The sequence below is a fragment of the Microbulbifer variabilis genome (assembly GCF_052467165.1).
In genome coordinates this window covers 2,440,278-2,458,969 of sequence record NZ_CP174301.1, presented here as the reverse complement: position 1 = coordinate 2,458,969, position 18,692 = coordinate 2,440,278, and the positions used below count along the sequence as shown (strand labels likewise).

Sequence of the window (18,692 nt, the reverse complement as noted above, 5' to 3'; positions counted from 1 at the left end):
GAAGACCTGCGTGGGTTAGGGTCCAGCTGAGTTTGGCACAGAACCTATACTGAGAGTAATTTTTCAGTGGGGTTTGTGGCATGCTGCTGGCGATCCTTTGCTTTTATTGCACTAATATTGTGCGCTTTTTCCTTCCGCAACAGCGGGAGTTTCCATTAGTTGATCCAGCTGACTACTATTCCCGCCGTTACACTTATCATTACCGGCAAAAGAAAGAGTTGGTGAAATGGCTGTGGATAGGGGTTTCACTGGTGATGCTATGTTTCCCACTATTGCCTTTGGTGCTTGGGCTCAGCTTCTTCACCCTTTTCCTGTCTTTTGCCATTCTCGATGAAACGGCGTGACACCCCTGTAAGAGGTGTCCTTGCAATTTTTACTTTAGTGAAGTGTGAGCTTGTAGTGGGTTTCCTGTTCAATCAGGGGGGAAGGGTTTCCCTCTACCCAGTCACGATGTCCGCTGTCGAAAAATGGGGAGAGGGGATGGCCACTCTGCCCGGTTGCCATATGGAATATTCCCAAGTCTTCACGTCCAGGTGAAATCACCATGCGCTCAGATGCCCCATGAGTGGGCGACTGGAACCGGGGCATATGTGTATCCCCCGCCAGTGCATCGCTGGGCATTGCAGCAAACCAGTTTATGGCAGGGATAGCTCTTGCAAGTGGGTGGCGAATAGTAGCCGTATTTTGAGCGCCCCAGGTTTGCTGCTGTAAAGGGCTTCCTGTTGCAGCCATTTTATCCAAGACCTGGTTCAGTGCTGCGAGTTTGAGGGCTGTCCAGGATTCAAAATCTGGATTAAGCAATTGCTGTGGTTCCTGCTGAGCCAGTGCCCAGATAGGATACTCAAATTGTCTTTTTAATTGGCCAAAAGAAAACTTGGGGTCAAACTTGCGCATGTAGGCCAGGATAGGAGCAGTGCTAAGTTCCATAAATTTAAGGCGGTAATTGCGCACAATTCGGTAGCCCACTGAATCGGCACTGGCGCGAGCGCCCCAATCCTGAACCTGCTGGTAAACTTCGCTATAGCCCTCCTGATTTTTTAAAAAACCAGCCAGGTGCTCTTGCCACCGTTGCAGGAATATAGCGCGGTCATCGAGTTGGATATTTAGTAAGCTTTGTTCGTCGAACTGCTCAAGAGCGAGCAACCCATCGCGAATTTGCTGCTGGCGGGCACCGAGGGCATAGCCGTGGTCACCCATCAATTTCAACCAGTCTCCGTCGGTTGTGCGGGCATTGGCGGTCCAGATACGGTGAGTGGGTGGATTGTAAATGCGTGGCTGCTCTTCGGTTGAAAGGTATCCATTCCAGTAGGCTTCTCCATCAGCCCAGCTGACTGAGCGACTACCATCAAAGCCAACACGACGGGGGATAGCCCCAGCCACAGTCCAGCCGATATTGCCATCCCGGTCACCGACAACAAAATTCTGGTGGGGAATGCCAATTTCTGGTCCAAGATCCAGAGCCTGTTGTGTGGTGGTGGCTGACTCAATGCGCAACAGGTTCATGTTGCCACCTCGAATATCATGGGCTATCCAGCGGTAGGCCAGCGGGACTCCACGATAGTTTTGGCCGATGACCGGCCCCCAGATTGTTTTGCGGACCTCTAGTGTCTCATCCTCTTTACCCTTAATTGCAATAGTTTCTTTCTCGAAGGTGAAGTCCCGCCAGCCATCCGGGGTTCGATATTTGGTAGCGCCCTCATTTAACTCCAGTGGGATAAGATCGCCCCAGTCACCGCCGGTATTGGTGAACCCCCAGGCTACCGCACCGTTACTGCCAGCCACAATAATTGGGCCGCCGGGTAGGGTGACGCCGCGTATTTTTCTATCGCTCCTGGGAATATTCCAACCGGCGCGATACCAGATGTTCGGAACACTTAACCCTAGATGCATATCATTGGCTAAGATGGCACTGCCATGCTCGGTCAATTTTCCACCAACTACCCAATTGTTACTGCCGTAAACTTTATCGTCGCTCTCCATCTCCTGATAAACAATAGGATCGTCCGCTTTCAGCAGTGTAGATATGGGGGTTTGGGGAACAGGGATCTCGGCTTCATTTGGGCCGAAAAGAGGGGCATCCCAAGTCCCGCCTGCAGGGAAAAAGAAAGCGTATAGGTCTTCAGGCAGGAGTTCGGCTAGCGCAGTATCGCGACGTTCAAAATTTCCTTCCTCACTTTGTAACGTCAAGTACATGCTGTAAGTTGCCAGCAAGCTGTCGGCGGCATTCCAAGGGCGGGGTTCTTGTCCCAGTAATAAATACTCCCAAGGTTTTGCTCCGAGTTGAGTCAAGCCGAAATTGACCCCTTGTACATAGTGATCGAGCAACTCACGTTGATCAGAGGGCATGACAGCAATATTTCGCTCTGCCCGCTTGCGAAATTGGTGCCTTCTCACCTTTCTATCTTTTTTCAAGGCGGCTTGGCCCAGTAACTCGGATAGTTCACCTGCGGAGTTGCGGCGCAACAAGTCCATCTGGAAAAAGCGCTCCTGTGCATGCAGAAAACCCAGGGCGAAGGCGGAGCTGTTTCGGTCCTGGGACTGAATCATGACCACCCCTTGGGCATCGCGCTGGATTACGACGGGCTCCTCAAGTGAGCCAGTTTCAATTTCGCCACTCAGAATTGGCAGGCTTGATCGCCACCAGGCCCAAATGGAAACTGCAGCCAGAACAAAAATGACTGCCAAAATAATTGGTAAGCGGAACTTCCAGCTTTTTAGATAGGACGTGCGCGCCATAATTCTTCCTGCAAAATATTATTTTATTGGGTCTTGGCCATATCGGGTTAGATTACCATTCGACTTGTGCGAGTTACTACAGAACACACATTGGTAACTTTTCGTGACGTTACTTTGTACACAATTTCCCACATTAACCTGTCTTTTCGCACATTCCTTCGCAAAACTGACCAGTCACCAGAAAAAGGTCATATCGGGGTTTTAAATCCGAAAATGCGATCGTAAGATGGCGTGGAATAACAAAAATAATAAACCGAGATCATCACGCTGTATAACAATAAACGCGAGGACGCGATGATGCACGATGTTGGTAGAACCGCAAAAACCCGTCAATTTAATCTATCTATCCTCTCTGGAGCCGTTGCCTTCATTACCGCTGTCAGTGGTAATGTGCAGGCTGCTGAAATTGAAGAGGTAGTAGTTACTGCCCAGAAGCGCGCGGAAAATCTACAGGAAGTTCCAATCGCGATTACCGCTTTTACTGGAGATAATATAAAAGAGTCAGGTGTCAAAAATCTGACTGACCTGGGGAGATATACGCCAGGCGTTGAAATGCACAATGATACTGCGCTGCAGCCTACTTACAGTGTGCGTGGCATCCAAACCAATGACTGGACCGTGGGATCAGATCCCGCTGTTGCTGTTTATGTGGACGGAGTTTATACCGGTCGTGGAGCTGGTGCCGAAATACCCCTAACCGATATCGAGAGGGTTGAAGTACTTAAAGGGCCACAGGGTACTTTATTTGGTCGCAATGCAACCGGCGGTGCGATCCATATCATCACCACTAAGCCGCAGGCAGATGACTCCACACAATTGAGTCTCACTGCAGGTAATTATGGGCGCCAGTCATCGGACTTACTGGTGAACCGCCAATTTACAGATAATCTGTATGGGCGCTTTTCTGCGTCGACCAATCGCCGAGATCCTTTTGCAGACAACTTAGCTGGCGGCTTCTCCGTAGGTGACCAGGATACCCAGACCTACCGGGCTTCTGTGTTATGGGAGCCTACTCAAGATACTGAAGTGTTGTGGCGTGCTGACTATGGCGTGATGGATCAGGGCAGTGCTTTACGTACGACTATAGTGCCCAGTCTACAGGGTGAAACAGACGTATTTGGCGATTTTGCCCTGGATACACCAACTATTGAGGATCGTGACTCTTTTGGTACCTCGCTGACAGTCACAAGCAATTTCGACAACTTCACTTTTACTTCGATCACAGCATATCGTGATTTCGATGCGCACCTCCAGCAGGACGAAGACGGCACTGCAAACCCGGATTATATGTTTGGCTCGGCCAATACGGACGATCAGAGCCAGTTCTCCCAGGAATTCAGGTTGAATGGAGCCACAGACAACATTAAGTGGACTTTGGGTGCTTCTTATTCCCAGGAGGAGGTAGACCATACAACTTATGCTTACTTCACCACCGGTTCAGTAGAATCCTTTGCTGTGTATGAGGGCGTTAAGGCCGCTTATCCTGACCTCACTCAAACAGAGCAAGAGGATATGGCGGTTATTACACGTCAACTTCTTCAGCAAGCTGGGCGTGAAGGTGTTGCCAGTGCCACTTTTGTGTATGACTTGATGCTCCAAACTGGGCAAGTAGATGCTCTACTTGCCGCCCTAGGAGCACCGAGTACGGTAACGGGAAGTATGCTGCAGGCTGATGCCGTAGTGGCGCAAATGATGGCTGGCTTTCAGCCTTGGGTTGCTTCAGATACGCCATGGAATGAGAGTGTTCGTAACACCGGGGATTATCGCTCAAGTGCCATATATGGAGATATGACTTGGAGTATCACCGACAAAATGGACCTTACGGTAGGTGCACGTTATACCTACGATCAAAAGGATTTCACGATTGAAACAGCCTATGGCAACAGTATTCCACTGTCACTTTCTGGTGGGCCAGTGCCCCTAGTCGATGGTGATGGAAATGTTATCGATGTAATCACGTTCCCAGAAATAGACCTGGGCTCTCAGCTATTTGGTATCGCCTTCTTTAATAATGGCCAGCCAGTTCTAGACTCCAAGTTGAGTGATAGCTGGAGTGATATTTCCGGTCGTATCGTGCTGGATTATCGTTGGACTGAGGAGATGATGACCTATATCTCTCTGGCTGATGGCTTTAAGGCCGGTGGGTTTAACAGCCTCAATTTTGGACCGGGCGTTGAACCCTCTTTTGATCAGGAGGATGTTGTTAACCTGGAGGTGGGTCTTAAGAGCAGCCTGTTTGACAATCGGGTACGCCTGAATGCTTCACTGTATAGCTATGAATACAAAAACTTACAGGAACTGGACCTGGTCGGTACTCCCATTCCCAGTTATAACCTGAGGAACTCCGATGCGGAGGGTACAGGTGCTGAGATAGAAGTGCAGTGGGCTGCGACAGACAACCTGTTCATTGCCGGTAATTACTCTTACTTGGATACCGAATTCACTGATTATCAAATCATCGAGGCTATTGGTGAAACGGAAGAAGACTCAAAAGTGGGTCAGGCAAGGGTTTCCACTCCAGAGAATAAATTTAATCTAATGGCAGAGTACACCGTAAACCTTGCCAGCGGGGGAGAATTTATTTTCCGTGGTGATTACAACTGGACCGATGAGCGGATTGGTTCGATTACTGATCGCACTCGTATCGTTGATGATTACCAGTTGTTTAACTTGCGAGCCGCCTGGAATAGTGCTTCGGATAATTATTCTGTAGCTCTCTGGGTACAGAACCTTACCGATGAGGAGATTGCCGGTGGCTATGGCGGCACAGGTGCGGCCATTGGCGCCAGTCCAGCGTGGCGATTTATGCCGAGAATGTATGGGGCTGATTTCACTGCACGATTTTAATTGAATATTTAATGTTAACATGATGAGAGTGCGGGCCGGTTTTACCGGCCCTTTTTTTTGCATAGTTCTGTTTCTGTAAACAAACTGGCGTGATTTCATTCATGTAGGCCTGCAAGCTCGTGGGAATACACCTAAAACTGCGTATGATGATTTCAATAGAACAGAAATGTGGTGTAACCGATTATTGATATGGCAATTTTTGCAGGCGAAGTATCTTTAGAAGAAGTACAGCAGCAAATTCTTACAGCATATCGAAGAGTTCGGGGGGAGACAGAGCGTCTTGCTGAGCCTTTGTCCGCTGAGGATATGCAGCTCCAATCCATGCCGGATGCCAGCCCTACAAAGTGGCATTTGGCCCATACCAGTTGGTTTTTTGAGACCTTTGTGCTTAATTCCCGTCTACCGGGATACAGGACTTTCGATCAACACTTTCATCATCTTTTTAACTCCTATTACAACAGCTTGGGAACACCATTCACGCGATCGCAGCGCGGCTTGATTTCCCGTCCGGATATTGATCGAGTTTACGCCTATCGCAAGTCTGTAGATACTGGGATTGAGAAGCTGTTAAAAGATTCCCCGTGCTCATCAAACTTGGCGTCACTCATAGCTCTGGGCCTCAATCATGAGCAGCAGCATCAGGAGCTTTTACTAACAGATATTAAGCACGCTCTGTCGCTGAACCCTTTGGCTCCTGCTTATAGTGATGGGATACCGGAAGAGGAATCTGCAACTGCTGAGCCACTGCGCTGGTTGGAGATTCCAGGTGGCTGCTATGGCATTGGTAGTGAGGGTGAGGACTTTTTCTTTGATAACGAGGGTCCTGCCCATCAGCAGCTTGTACAGGAATTTTCCATAGCATCCCGCCTGGTAACTAATGGGGAATACCTCGCATTTATTGAAGATGGTGGTTATCAGCAACATCGCTTGTGGTTGTCGGACGGCTGGGCTTTGGTTCAACAAAATCAGCACAGACATCCTTTGTATTGGAGGGAAACTGAGAACGGTTGGCAACAGTTTAGCTTACACGGATTACAGCCATTGAATGAGGCAGAGCCTGTACATCATTTGTCGTTCTATGAGGCTGATGCTTTTGCCACATGGGCCGGTAAGCGCCTACCCACAGAATTTGAGTGGGAGGCTGCTGCTTGTCACTTGCGCCAGCTTGATCAACTTGCTACTGCCAATCTGCTGGAAAAACGCTTCCTCAAACCTCTGCCTGCCCGTCGAGGGCAAACCCAATTCCTGGGGGATCTATGGGAGTGGACTTCCAGCTCCTACCTGCCGTATCACGGTTTTAAGGCTCGTGAAGATGCTGTAGGTGAATATAACGGCAAGTTTATGTGTAATCAGAAAGTTCTTCGAGGCGGTTCATTTGCTACGCCATCGGATCATATCAGAATCAGCTATAGAAATTTCTTTTATCCACATCAAGCGTGGCAATTTACCGGGGTCCGTTTAGCAGGAGACTAAATGTGAAAGCAGCCTTATCGTCCGTTCCAGAAAAGCAGCAACAGGATAGCGAATTTCTCAGGGATGTTCTGGAGGGGTTGGGAGGAAAAAGAAAAACATTGCCCTGTAAGTATTTGTATGACGAAGTAGGCTCTCGCCTTTTCGAGGACATCTGTGAGGTTTCGGATTATTACCTGACCCGTACAGAGGCAAGTATATTTGCCACTAATCTTAAGGATATAGCCGATAAAATTGGACCTGAAGCGCTGCTAATCGAACCCGGTGCAGGTAATTGTGAAAAAATCGAAGCACTACTTGCTCAATTGGAATCCCCAAAAGGTTACTACCCGATTGATATATCCCCAGAGATACTTCTAAATGCTGAGCGTAGAATCAAGGCGAATCAACCCGAGATGCAAGTCTGGAGTGCGGTTGGTGATTTCACTCAGCCGGATGTATGGGACCAGTTAACCCAGCTTCCCTCTCGCAAGAGAGTCGTCTTCTTCCCTGGGTCAACAATTGGAAACTTCGAGCCGGATAAGGCTGAGCAGCTACTGGAACTATTTGCTGCGAACTTAGGAGTCGGTGATGGGTTGCTTATTGGTACTGATTTGGTCAAGGATTCGGTGAGGCTTGAGCGAGCCTACCATGACAGCGAACATGTTACCGAGAGGTTCAATAAAAACCTTCTAAATCGTATCAATACAGAGCTTGAGGCAGATTTTGACCTTTCCCTGTTTGCCCACCGTGCTTTCTACCACCAACTTCGCAAACGGGTTGAAATGCACTTAGTTAGCCTGAAGGATCACAGTGTATCAGTAGCTGGAACGCGTGTGGACTTTTCCGAGGGGGAAACAATACATACGGAAAATAGCCACAAGTATTCCATCAGTGATTTTAACCAGCTGCTTGCCAGGGGTGGATTCAGGCCAATCTGTCACTGGAAAGATGCTGCTGCATCTTATGCGATTCACTATGCCCAGGCCATTTAACGTTCTGGTAAAGGTTTTTTCATTATTTGTAGTAACAGCCCTCTTTGTCAGTGCTGCTATCGCTGAGCAGGACGATGATAAAATCATCGTCTATAAGCATCCGCTCTGCTTTTGCTGCAAAAAGTGGGTTAGCCATCTGAGAGAGAATCAATTGCAGGCATCATCTGTCTTCAAAGTAGATATGCAAGCAGTAAAAAAGCAATGGGGAGTACCCAAAGGTATGGAGGGGTGTCATACGGCTGTGTGGCAAGGGCGGTATGTATTCGAGGGGCATGTGCCCGCGCAATTCATACAAAAGTTCCTGACATCGCCCCCTAAAGATAGTGTTGGCCTGATGGTGCCGGGGATGCCGATAGGCAGCCCCGGTATGGAAGCCAAAGATAAATTTGAGCCTTACAACATCTACTTGTTGTTGCAAGATGGGGATTACCGGCTCTATGCGCGCATAGAGGACCCGAGAGCTATTCAGTTAATGGATAGTAAACCTGCAGAATAAATGTCTAGATGTTTTTCCTTGGTTGTTTAAAGCCTTTCCAGATATTTAATATAATTATTTTATTGCAGCTTACTTTATTTGGATGCGTACCATAGAATCCAAAAATAGCTAATCAGTACACTGGAAATGCTCACCGGCAGCATTAAGAAGAAGAACTGCCAAAAGTTAAATGCCTTGATGCCAAATTTCTCAGCCTGTTGCAGCACAATAACATTACTTGCGGCACTGATGATAAATAGATTGCCAGCTACAGTGGAAATTGCAGAAAGTATCATTAGTGTTTGGGTTTCATGTTTGTGCAATAAATTGAGGTATATCTCAACTACAGGTACATTGGAAAACAATTGGCTGGCAAAAAAGCTAACAAAAGCAACAGTTTCTGGTTCAGCCAGATTGATGCCGCTTTCTTTAAGGAAAAACTGTAGTGACCCTGATTTTAAAAGAGAGCCTGTAACCACAAACATCGAAATAAAGAAGAAGAGGGTGGGCCAGTCGACTTCGCGTAAGATTTGCCGTCTTTTCCTGCTGGTTATGTAAATAGGTAGGCATGCAGCCAATCCGACCTGGCCTATAGTAGGGTGGTAAATGCCTTCCACATTATGCAGTACACTTCCCAAAACAATAAATACTAATAGCAGCACAGCAGATAATAGAGCGGGCCACTTTTGAGTGATCTTATTCTCCTCCCGGTACTCCCTGCTTGCCTCATAGTTGGCGATATCACTGGTTCTAAGAAAGCGTTTAAGCCATAGCATAGAGGTTAGCAGGGTTATAGCTGCAGGGATCAATATCCATTGGGCAAAGACAATAAACATATTATCGAAATTACCCGCACCGGCAATCAATATATTTTGTGGATTTCCTACTGGCGAGATCATACTGCCAATCGTTACCGTAGCACATAGAATAATAAGCAGTGGAATCAACCCCCAGTTCATATTGCGTGCCAGCATAATTGCAATAGGAACACCGATCACTGCGGCTGCGTCGTTAGTGAGTATTGCTGCACATATCGCCATGGTGATGACATAAGCTGCTAGCACCATATTGGGACTCTGAAAAGACAGGATACGCTTGCTGATTTGGGTGGATATTCCCGTGTCGTACAAAGCGGAGGCAATTGAAAAAACTGAAAACAGGTAAAGAATAAGATCCCAATCTATGGCAAAAAAAGCTTCCCGTAGGGTGATTTGCCGCATCAATAGCAGTGCTACAGCGCCAAGGGTCATGATATGCCAAATGCGAATAATAGATGGAAGCCACTGACGTGCGGCAATCAATAGAAAAATGATTGCTGAGACAAAGAGGCTTATCGACATGAGTACGGGTCCGGGCTTAGCCCCTTATAGTTGCTACGCTGGAGTCGATACTCGCCATTTTCGACAGTTCCAAAGCACCAGTCCAGGCGAAAGATTTATAAATAAGACTTAATTATGAGTTTAAACAAACCTCTTCTCTTTACGAATTTCTTCGCAGGAGATGTGGTTGCTGGTTATTTGCTTTCTGCCATACATTGGAAGGCTGGTGAAACAGGTATTGTCCTAGAGATAGGCGGGATTACCATTGTACTTCTACAAACACCTGCTGGTGCTTTTATTGATAGCACTCGTTTCAAGTATGGACTGGTTGCTAGTTGCGGCATAATTATTACTGCTGTGTCAGTTTTAATTGTCATGCTGATCAGCCGTAAACCGATTATTTACACGTCCCAGATTTTGATGGGAGTCGCGATAGCTTTTGTTGCGCGCTCAACTGTGGCGATTACTTTGGAGGTTTGCACAGAAAAGACATTTGCCCTGCAAACCAGGCGGCCAATCATGATGGTAATATTTGCGCTGCTGCAACTGCAGCTGTATAGGCATCGCCGCTGGCGCAGCTATTTTTTGTAATTTTTGTTCCAGAAACCATGCGCAAATCAGCTAAGTGCTAGTGGGTGAATGACAGCCTTAACCTCATAGATTGTCTCAATGGTAGCCGAGTCTTGACGCGCAACACCACTCCTCAAGCAGTCGTCGGTAGTTATATACTGAAAGTACCCGTATAACCTTTGTACGATACCCAAGGCGCTCAAGGCCTGATCTGATGTCGGAGGCGGTGAATTCCCGCCAGGGCCAGGGTTAGCCACTATGGATAGTGAGTTAAAAGTGTGTGGGGGATTCATTCCGCCAGTTGGACCTGATGTATGACTGAAAAGTTTACGCCTGCAACAGGCCTTGGGAACTGCCACCTTCAAACTGTATTTGGCCGCCTGCACCGGCCTTCCCCGTGGATTAATACCAGCCGTCGCTGGTATGAAACCCCTGATGGCGACTGCCTCGCTATGCACTATCCTCGTCCACTGGTGGATGATCCAGATCTTCCTTTGGTTCTGATACTCCACGGCTTGGAGGGGTCAGTAGCCTCTCCTTATGTGCAGGGGCTGATGCAATCTTTGTTGGAGCGGCACTACCAGGTAGCGGTAATGCACTTTCGCGGTTGTGGAGGTATTCCTAATCGATTGCCTCGAGCCTATCACAGTGGTGATAGTGAAGATCCTCGTTGGATGGTAGAGCAGCTGAGAGGGCAGTTGCCATCTACCCCGATTCTTGTGGTCGGTTATTCACTTGGTGGTAATGTGTTGCTGAAGATGCTGGGGGAGGACGGTATCTGCAGTCCGGTGATAGGTGCAGTAGCTGTATCTTCCCCAATGGATCTACATGCGTGTAGCCGCAGAATCAACACTGGCCTATCCAAGCTTTACCAGCGGCACTTGCTCAGTTGTCTGCGCCTCACTCTTAAGCAAAAGGCGGAAGACCCTGGTATGGCAGCTGCTTTACCGAATTTGGACGATGCTACTTACTTTGTAAACTTTCGCCGGTTTGACAATACATTTACCGCACCCCTGCATGGCTTCCGTGATGTCGATGACTATTACACCCGAGCTTCCAGCAAACGGCTGCTCAAAGAAATTCGGGTGCCAACAATGATTATTAATGCTGTAGACGACCCATTTGTGTGTCCGACTGCAATCCCACAGCAGGGTGAAGTCAGTGCGATGGTCAATCTTGAAATCAGTGAGCACGGTGGGCATGTAGGGTTTGTCGGGGGGACACTATGGAATCCGAATTATTGGCTGGAGCAAAAAATTCCCGCCTTTTTGGACTCTGCCCTAGGGCGTGGCAGATCTGGCTAAGGTTGCCGGCCCCCTATTCATTTTTAGATGTTTAGGAATACCGGCCAAATTCGGATTAGCGAATTAAGTACCCCTAGCAGCATTGTCCCTTGTTTTCGTTGCTTTGCAGCGCACGAGTAGAAAATGGCATCTCACGGCCACAGCCGGGAAATAGGCCGAAATGTTGGGAAAAGTCGCCAATATACTCAAAGTGGGGTGCCATTCGCGTCTCTGCCAGCATTCTCCATGTATTTCCACAGACAGGGAAAACGCGGCCTTTCTCAATCACGTGATGCCCATCCAAGATAAATTCGTGTGGGCAACTTGGGATGGTGCCTTTGTATACAACTGCTTGGCCATAGTCTTCACAATCCTTTTCCAGCTGTGCCAGCTTGAACAGACGGTAGGTTGCGGAATAAAAGCGCACAGAACCACAGCGTGCGGAGAGGGTCGTATTTGTAACCTCCAGCGGGCGGCTTTCCATCAAGCGACTATCGCGAAATCCACTGCTTTTTGCCAGTTCCAGGAAGTCATTCCAGTAGAGGGCGCCACCGAGACACTCTCCCACTAGCTCGGGATCGGTGCGCAGGGTGTCTGGTACACGGCGGTCTGCGTAGACGTCGGAAAAATAAAACTCCCCGCCATCCTTGAGTAGCCGGTGGAGGCCGCGCAGTACGGCTCCTTTATCAGTGGACAGGTTCACAACACAGTTCGACACAATCACATCAAAACTGCCGGGCTCCAGATTAAGGTTTTCTAACTGCTCAATGTAACCATGCAGGAAGGTGACGTTGTCATAGCCAAATTTCTCCGAGTGGTAACTCTGGTGTTCGCGGGCAATTTGTAGTTGCTCATCAGTCATATCGACACCGACTACTTCGCCGCTTGGTCCAACCAATTGAGATAGTAGGTAGACATCGCGGCCGGAACCGCAGCCCAGGTCCAGCACCCGGCATCCCTCCAGCAGGGGTGGGCACACAAGCCCACAACCGTAATAGCGCGATAGGACCTCCGGGTGAATATTGGCCAGTAAAGGCTTCAACCACTCCGGGACAGTGCTGGCATCGCAGCAGGCATCAGTCTTCAAGTCCGATGAGCTTTTCAGTTGACGTCCGTAGTAGTCCTGTACAATGTCGTGCATCGGATTTTTACCTTTCGCAGAGTTGTTTTCCTATATGGCACCAAAGCGCCTTCGCTGGGATCTTTTTACCTGTGTAAGAAGTCTGTAACAAGTGCAGGATTCGCGCGACCAAGTATTAGTAACTGGCAAATGGTTAAAGTTGCCTTTTGATGTCAGTGGGAGCTGGTTGTTAGATAATCTCTGCTTTTTGGTTAATATCCCCAGTTTCCGCGTTGACATTATGAGGGAACGTAATTGAGCGATTACCTTGTCCCGGGCGCCTCCACAGAAGAAGGTGCTGAAGACTCCCTGCAAAATTCACAGTTTCTTGTGGATTTGCGCCAGCAAATGCTTCGTTTTGCCAGTTTGCAGCTGCAGGATACCCAGCTAGCTGAAGATGCTGTACAGGAGGCCCTGATGGGGGCCCTGAAAAACTCTCGCAGTTTTAATGGCCGTTCAGCACTCAAGACCTGGGTTTTTGCCATCTTGAAAAACAAGATCGCCGATGTACTACGCCAGCGTCAGCGCTTTGTGGATGCAGACCAGCTTGTACACGGCGACAGGGAGGAACATGATCATGATGAGTTATTCGATCAGACAGGTCACTGGCAGAAGGATGAGCGCCCCAAGAAGTGGGCTGATCCCGAGTCGGCGATTCACGATAAGCATTTCTGGCGAATCTTTGAAGCCTGCCTTAATTACCTGCCATCCCGCCAGGCCCAGCTATTTATGATGCGCGAGTTCATAGAGCTGGAAAGCCACGAGATTTGTGCCGCTGCCGAAGTGTCGGTGAGCAACTTGAATGTGACATTGCACCGAGCGCGCCTGCGCTTGCGTGAATGTCTGGAAGATCACTGGTTTGGCGTGGAGGGGTGAGCTGATGAAATCGTGCCGGGAAGCTACACGCCTGATGTCCGAATCCCAGGAGCGAAACCTGAATTTACGCGAGCAGGCGAGCCTAAAATTACACTTGGCAATGTGTACGCCTTGCAGGAATTTTGGCAAGCAAATGCAAGTTCTTCGTCGTATTAGCAAATCTTATGCTGAAGGCGGGCCGGAGAAATCGGAAGATTAGCCCCACCATATATTTATGGTGGGGCCCTTCCAAACTACCTGACAATTGCCCGCCTTGGGGGGGGTACATGTCGGTAGGCAATATGACCAGCCACAAAATGGGGCTGATACCAGTAGGCCCCGCAGTGCTCATAGGTCACAATACCAATTGTCACCCTTACACAGCTGGGTGGTAATGTGTACAGCCAACCGCCTACTCCAACCGCAGTCACACCCCAATATGCCGGCCCTGGGTAGGGCCAGTGACGTGGCCGCCAGGGTGGAGGATAGGGCCGGTGATGAGGGTGTATCGGTCGTACTGGGTGAAATGGTGGATGATTGGGAAACCTGCGCTCAAATTCCCCGGCCCTGAAATCGCCGTGAAAACGACCTTCAGGCATTGGTCTAAAGGTATTGAAATGCCCACCTACATTAAAATGAGCCCCAGCCCCACCAAAGTGACCGCGCGCCTCTGCGGGGGTGCTGAGTGCCGACATGAACAACCCGCCCGATAGGAGTAGCAGTGCCGCCAGCCTCGCAAAGTTAACACTGATCATTGTGCACCCTCCATTTGCTTATTTGGCTCCGCCTTCTTCAGTGGGATCTTCTTAAGTTTCTCCGTAGCTGGCTTGTACTTGCCTGTTGCCCCTGGCTTGGCCTCCATCCACTTTAAAGTGGCGAGGAAGCGGGGCTTGGATGGGTCCCGGGTATTCACTGTGGAGATACGCAGGGGTAGAGGCTGATCTCCAACCCTTATCCAGATTTCCCAGTCGAGGTTCTCCGACCGAAAAGCCCAGTGTTTGGTGCGCTGGCCATTTACCATAGGTGAGTTCACCAGAAATCCCTCTTTGATTCCGGCCCAGGCATCTGGCTTGCGTCCCCACTCAAGTAAATCGGCGAATGGTATTTCAATGCCGTAGTCCTTGGCTGCCTGGGTGAGCACCTCCGGTGTCGGTTGGGAGGCCTCTATTTCGGCAAAATAGCCATTACGAGGAGCCAGCATCGTGAACTTATTGTCGCTATGGAAGAATTGACGGGTTATTGAATCGGTGGTCAGGTCGACACGTAACTGATCGGGAGGTGTCGCCATATACATGACTTTACCGCCAATTAAGAGCTTCTGCTTATTATCCAGTACCACTTCAGTGAATATGCGGGCATTGAACATCAGCGTTTTCATACTTGCCAGGTATTTCCCCATTTGCTGCAAAGCCTCCATGGCCTTGGGGTCAATCGATTGGTTGGACTCGGCACTCTCCATTTGATTGGTTGGTGTCTGTGGCGAGTCTTTCTGACCTGGTGGCGGAGAGGGCTTGGGCACCGAGCCATTGGGTTCGGTTGTTTGGCTCTGGCTCTCTGCAGTTTCTGATGGGGGGGGGGGAGAGGGCTGGGCGGTTGCGGCAGGAACAGATATTACCAGCACTGCAAGGATCAGGGCACGAGTTAGGCCACCTAAAGGTTTCGGAGCGAGCATTTACCGGTACCTCTCAAGTCATACTCATGGCATTTAAATCAGTGTAGAGGACTTACCGGGTGGCGCAGAAAGGTGTGCTATGAGGCTGACAGGTGCAGGAGTAGCAGTGGCCTAATTTGAAAAAACGTACCAGTCAGTTTGATGGGCAGCTTTAATAAAGTGACCCATTAGGCATTTTATCCTTAAAAATGAATAGCTTGGGACGAGCCTATTTGAGCTATCCTGACTTGTTTGCTAGAGTCGAGCGTAAGATTATCCAGTTTCTTTATGTCCATGAATGTTGTTCGACTGTCTTTTTTGCTGATTGCACTGCTGGTCTTCCAGACCGCAGGTGCTTTCTATGACAGTCACGATGAACTCCAGGATATCGCCAGTCACCTGCCTCTTCATCATGATGTGGACCATGAAGAGGCCTCAGGGAAGATTCCATTTCCCAGTGCTCCAAGCAACCCCGCTCTTGATAGAGATACCCTGGTATCTCAAGCCGGGGAAGAGCCTGACCAATCTGCTCCGCTGCTGGATTTTTGTAATCACTGTTGCCACTGCCATGGGAGCTCTATCACCGGGCTACTTGGCCAGGCATTCCAATCAATTTTAACGGGCAGTATCACATACCGGGAGTTGGCAAGCGCCGCGGTTCCCAGTGGTTACTTCTCACCTTTACTACGCCCACCTATAACCCAAGTCTGACCTTTCTATTGCTGCGCGAGTAAAGAGAGTCGAAAGACCCAACTCGCGTGTACGAGATGTGACTTGGGAGATATCCATGGATTTGTTTCACACGCTCATTGCGAGTGTGGTTTGTCGCCGTGCCGCCTGGCCATTGGCGGTGGCGATATTGTGTTTACCTACGCAGTCAGTATTTGCGCAGAAGGGGGAGTTGCTGACACTACCAAATGCGGTTGGGCTTACGCTCGCGCAGAACCCAGAACTTGCAATTTTTCCATTACAAAAAAGAGGGCTGGACGGTGCCGGGCAGACCGCAGCCCTAAAACCGGAGATGGAGCTGGGTGTCGAGACTGAGTACAAGCACTTCAATAACGGTGACTCGGATAATGCTCCAGATCCGGAAGACGATGCTGATAATGAGTTTGAACTGACGGTAACTCTCTCTTCTGTTGTGGAGCTGGGGAATAAGCGGCAGGCTCGAATAGATGTTGTCAATGCGCAGCGGGACCTGCTCATCGCTGATGAGCAGGCGATGGCCTTAGATCTGCTGGCGGAAGTTATCCGCCGCTATGCCCAGGTATTGGCTGCTCAGGAACTGGTGGTCTTGGCGGAGGAGAAAGTCTCGCTTGCACGTGAGGCATTGAGTGCCGTTAGTGCGCGGGTCAGCGCTGCGGCCAGTCCTGTGTCAGAGCGAATGCGTGCGGAGTCCTCCCTGGAAAAAGCCATCCTCGCCGAACAGACCGATCAAAGTATGTTGGTGTATTACAAACATGCACTCTCGGCGCTATGGGGGCAGCCGGCCCAGAACTATTGGGTGGATTCCGCCGAGCTTTATCGCTTTGAGTCGGGTGCCAGTTTTGAAGTGTTGTATGAAAGAGCCCAGGAAAACCCTGTGATTGCACGCTTTGCCTCTGAAGAGCGTTTGCAGGCTTCAAGGCTACGGTTGACCCAGGCTAATTCAAGGCCGGATGTTGGTTGGTATGCTGGCCTTCGTGTGAATCCGGCAGTGAACGAAACTGCTGTCCTGGCAGGCTTCAACGTTCCACTTTTAACAGCCAAGCGCAACCGCGGTGCCGAACTAGAGGCAGTGGCAGAGCTAGATCAAGTCATGCTGCGCCGTGAGGCTGCCCTGTTGCAGCTCTATCCTCAGCTTTTTCTTGCCGTGACCAGCCGTGAGCAGGCTCTCGGCACTGTCTCCACATTGCAGGACTTTATTATTCCCAAACTTCGCCAGGCTTTGAATGAAGTGGATCGCGCTTACCGTCGCGGTAGGGATTCTTATGTAGACCTTATTTCCGCAAGAGAAGAATTGCTAAATGCCAAGCGTGCGCGAATTGAAGCAGCGCGATCTGTACTTCTTTTTGGCGCAGAGATCGAACAATTGACCGCCAGGCCCCTGGGGCCCATGGGCGCCGATAGCAGTAAATAATTTTGGATTGAGAAATGAGTAAATCAACTTATGTGATTCGGTTGGCAATACTATTCTTTTCCCTCATTTTTTCGGGGGTTTGGCTGGTATCCCAAAGCTATGCAAGCGGCAGTCATGGTGATAGCCATGGAGGACACGAAGAGCACGAAGAAGCAAAAGGCCCAAACGGAGGCCGATTATTAGAAAAGGGCGATCTCACAGTAGAGCTCCTGATTTACGAAAGCGGTGTTCATCCGGAATTCCGTGCTTGGGTTACCCGTAATGGTAACTCTCTGGAAAATGCCAGCCTTTCCGTTGAGCTGGAAAGGCTTGGCGGCCAAGTGGATCAAATCTCTTTTAGCTGGGACTCCAGCACAGCGTTCTATCGTGGTGAGGGTATGGTAAAAGAACCGCACTCTTTCGATGTTTTAGTTTCTGTTTTCCTCAATGGTGAGCGTACCGAGTGGAAATATGAATCCCATGAAGGCCGCGTACAGATCTCTGAGCAAATAGCAAAAAAGGCTGGTATTAAAACCGCAGTTGCTGGTCCAGGCTCTATTAAAGAAAGCGTCACCTTATATGGTAAAACTGCGATTGATCATCGTAGCCTAAGCCATGTGCGGGCCCGCTATCCGGGAACCGTAATTACCATAAAAAAAGCGCTTGGTGACTTGGTAGAGAAAGGGGAAGAACTCGCTACTATCGAATCCAATGATAGCTTACAAACTTATCCATTGGTTGCACCGATTAGTGGCCAGATTATCGACAAGCAGGCCAGCCGCGGTGAATTCAGTGGTGAGCGAGTGCTGTTTACCATAGCAAACTATGATCAACTGTGGGCCGAGCTCCAGGTGTTTCCCACTCGTCGCGGCCAGATTAGCCGTGGCCAGAAAGTTTCCATTACTGCTGGTGACCGCACTTTCGAGTCAACGATTACCAGTCTTGCTCCCGGTGGTAATGGCCAGCCCTTCGCGATTGCAAGGGCAGTGATTGAAAACTCAAATGATCTCTGGACAACAGATCTGATGGTGCAGGGGCAAGTTGTAACCAGTGAAAATCCTGTGCCTCTAGTGGTTGAAAACCAGGCCTTGCAGCCTTTGCGCAATTGGACAGTGGTATTTGTCAAAGTAGGGCAAGCCTACGAAGTTCGTCCGCTCAAGCTTGGACGTACGGATGGCAAGGTGACAGAGGTGCTGAGTGGCCTCAATGTGGGTGATCGCTATGTCACGGAGAACAGCTACCTGATTAAAGCGGATATCGAAAAATCCGGTGCTGCGCATAACCACTAATTGAG

Annotated in this window: 17 protein-coding genes; 13 read left to right on the top strand and 4 right to left on the bottom strand. The window is 49.4% G+C overall.

All coding sequences use genetic code 11. The annotated features are described in order from the left end of the window. Positions 1 to 80: 80 nt before the first annotated feature. Positions 81 to 344 (top strand): hypothetical protein, encoded by a 264-nt coding sequence (locus ACJJIP_RS10870; protein ID WP_020415273.1) that lies wholly within the window; start codon positions 81 to 83, stop codon positions 342 to 344. A gap of 34 nt (positions 345 to 378) precedes the next feature. Here ACJJIP_RS10870 and ACJJIP_RS10865 read toward each other — a convergent pair whose 3' ends face one another. Beyond that, the gene (locus tag ACJJIP_RS10865; RefSeq protein ID WP_444945102.1) at positions 379 to 2,736 is read right to left on the bottom strand and encodes a penicillin acylase family protein; all 2,358 of its coding nucleotides are present in this window, start codon (positions 2,734 to 2,736) and stop codon (positions 379 to 381) included. A gap of 294 nt (positions 2,737 to 3,030) precedes the next feature. On the opposite strand from ACJJIP_RS10865, the gene ACJJIP_RS10860 reads away from it, so the two are divergent. From ACJJIP_RS10860 to ACJJIP_RS10845, 4 genes are all read left to right on the top strand, one after another. Next, positions 3,031 to 5,583, top strand: coding sequence for a TonB-dependent receptor (locus tag ACJJIP_RS10860; RefSeq protein WP_444945101.1), 2,553 nt, complete (start codon positions 3,031 to 3,033; stop codon positions 5,581 to 5,583). Between the two features lie 189 nt (positions 5,584 to 5,772). After that, positions 5,773 to 7,056 carry an ergothioneine biosynthesis protein EgtB gene (gene egtB, locus ACJJIP_RS10855; protein ID WP_353375351.1) on the top strand — a complete coding sequence of 428 codons (1,284 nt, stop codon included), beginning with the start codon at positions 5,773 to 5,775 and terminating at the stop codon, positions 7,054 to 7,056. A gap of 2 nt (positions 7,057 to 7,058) precedes the next feature. Continuing rightward, positions 7,059 to 8,027 carry an L-histidine N(alpha)-methyltransferase gene (gene egtD, locus ACJJIP_RS10850; RefSeq protein ID WP_444945100.1) on the top strand — a complete coding sequence of 323 codons (969 nt, stop codon included), beginning with the start codon at positions 7,059 to 7,061 and terminating at the stop codon, positions 8,025 to 8,027. After that, positions 8,011 to 8,523 (top strand): DUF411 domain-containing protein, encoded by a 513-nt coding sequence (locus tag ACJJIP_RS10845; RefSeq protein ID WP_444945099.1) that lies wholly within the window; start codon positions 8,011 to 8,013, stop codon positions 8,521 to 8,523. Before egtD ends, ACJJIP_RS10845 begins: the two co-directional genes overlap by 17 nt. 74 nt (positions 8,524 to 8,597) lie before the next feature. On the opposite strand, the gene ACJJIP_RS10840 is transcribed toward ACJJIP_RS10845, so the two are convergent. Further along, the gene (locus ACJJIP_RS10840; RefSeq protein WP_353375353.1) at positions 8,598 to 9,842 is read right to left on the bottom strand and encodes an SLC13 family permease; all 1,245 of its coding nucleotides are present in this window, start codon (positions 9,840 to 9,842) and stop codon (positions 8,598 to 8,600) included. A 114-nt stretch (positions 9,843 to 9,956) separates the two neighbouring features. Between ACJJIP_RS10840 and ACJJIP_RS10835 the strand changes: the two genes are divergently transcribed. Then, positions 9,957 to 10,412 carry a hypothetical protein gene (locus tag ACJJIP_RS10835; protein ID WP_444945098.1) on the top strand — a complete coding sequence of 152 codons (456 nt, stop codon included), beginning with the start codon at positions 9,957 to 9,959 and terminating at the stop codon, positions 10,410 to 10,412. A 293-nt stretch (positions 10,413 to 10,705) separates the two neighbouring features. Continuing rightward, positions 10,706 to 11,695 carry a hydrolase gene (locus tag ACJJIP_RS10830; RefSeq protein WP_444945097.1) on the top strand — a complete coding sequence of 330 codons (990 nt, stop codon included), beginning with the start codon at positions 10,706 to 10,708 and terminating at the stop codon, positions 11,693 to 11,695. 73 nt (positions 11,696 to 11,768) lie between these two features. Here ACJJIP_RS10830 and ACJJIP_RS10825 read toward each other — a convergent pair whose 3' ends face one another. Continuing rightward, positions 11,769 to 12,815 (bottom strand): methyltransferase domain-containing protein, encoded by a 1,047-nt coding sequence (locus ACJJIP_RS10825; RefSeq protein WP_444945096.1) that lies wholly within the window; start codon positions 12,813 to 12,815, stop codon positions 11,769 to 11,771. Between the two features lie 234 nt (positions 12,816 to 13,049). Between ACJJIP_RS10825 and ACJJIP_RS10820 the strand changes: the two genes are divergently transcribed. From ACJJIP_RS10820 to ACJJIP_RS10810, 3 genes are all read left to right on the top strand, one after another. Beyond that, positions 13,050 to 13,670 carry an RNA polymerase factor sigma-70 gene (locus ACJJIP_RS10820; RefSeq protein ID WP_020415282.1) on the top strand — a complete coding sequence of 207 codons (621 nt, stop codon included), beginning with the start codon at positions 13,050 to 13,052 and terminating at the stop codon, positions 13,668 to 13,670. 4 nt (positions 13,671 to 13,674) lie between these two features. Then, on the top strand, positions 13,675 to 13,869 hold the full coding sequence (locus ACJJIP_RS10815) for a zf-HC2 domain-containing protein (protein WP_020415283.1): 195 nt from the start codon (positions 13,675 to 13,677) through the stop codon (positions 13,867 to 13,869). Between the two features lie 174 nt (positions 13,870 to 14,043). Then, a complete protein-coding gene (locus ACJJIP_RS10810; RefSeq protein ID WP_020415284.1) occupies positions 14,044 to 14,220 on the top strand; it encodes a hypothetical protein in 177 nt (58 codons plus the stop codon). A 180-nt stretch (positions 14,221 to 14,400) separates the two neighbouring features. On the opposite strand, the gene ACJJIP_RS10805 is transcribed toward ACJJIP_RS10810, so the two are convergent. Beyond that, positions 14,401 to 15,321 carry a DUF2092 domain-containing protein gene (locus tag ACJJIP_RS10805; protein ID WP_444946905.1) on the bottom strand — a complete coding sequence of 307 codons (921 nt, stop codon included), beginning with the start codon at positions 15,319 to 15,321 and terminating at the stop codon, positions 14,401 to 14,403. Positions 15,322 to 15,588: 267 nt separating this feature from the next. On the opposite strand from ACJJIP_RS10805, the gene ACJJIP_RS10800 reads away from it, so the two are divergent. The 3 genes from ACJJIP_RS10800 to ACJJIP_RS10790 all read left to right on the top strand — a co-directional run bounded on the left by ACJJIP_RS10800 (position 15,589) and on the right by ACJJIP_RS10790 (position 18,687). Further along, positions 15,589 to 16,011: a hypothetical protein gene (locus ACJJIP_RS10800; protein WP_157533717.1), complete on the top strand. Its 423-nt coding sequence runs from the start codon at positions 15,589 to 15,591 to the stop codon at positions 16,009 to 16,011. Positions 16,012 to 16,087: 76 nt separating this feature from the next. Beyond that, complete coding sequence (locus ACJJIP_RS10795; RefSeq protein ID WP_444946904.1) at positions 16,088 to 17,419, top strand: TolC family protein; 1,332 nt, start codon at positions 16,088 to 16,090, stop codon at positions 17,417 to 17,419. Positions 17,420 to 17,433: 14 nt separating this feature from the next. Further along, positions 17,434 to 18,687 (top strand): efflux RND transporter periplasmic adaptor subunit, encoded by a 1,254-nt coding sequence (locus tag ACJJIP_RS10790; RefSeq protein ID WP_020415288.1) that lies wholly within the window; start codon positions 17,434 to 17,436, stop codon positions 18,685 to 18,687. Positions 18,688 to 18,692 lie beyond the last annotated feature (5 nt).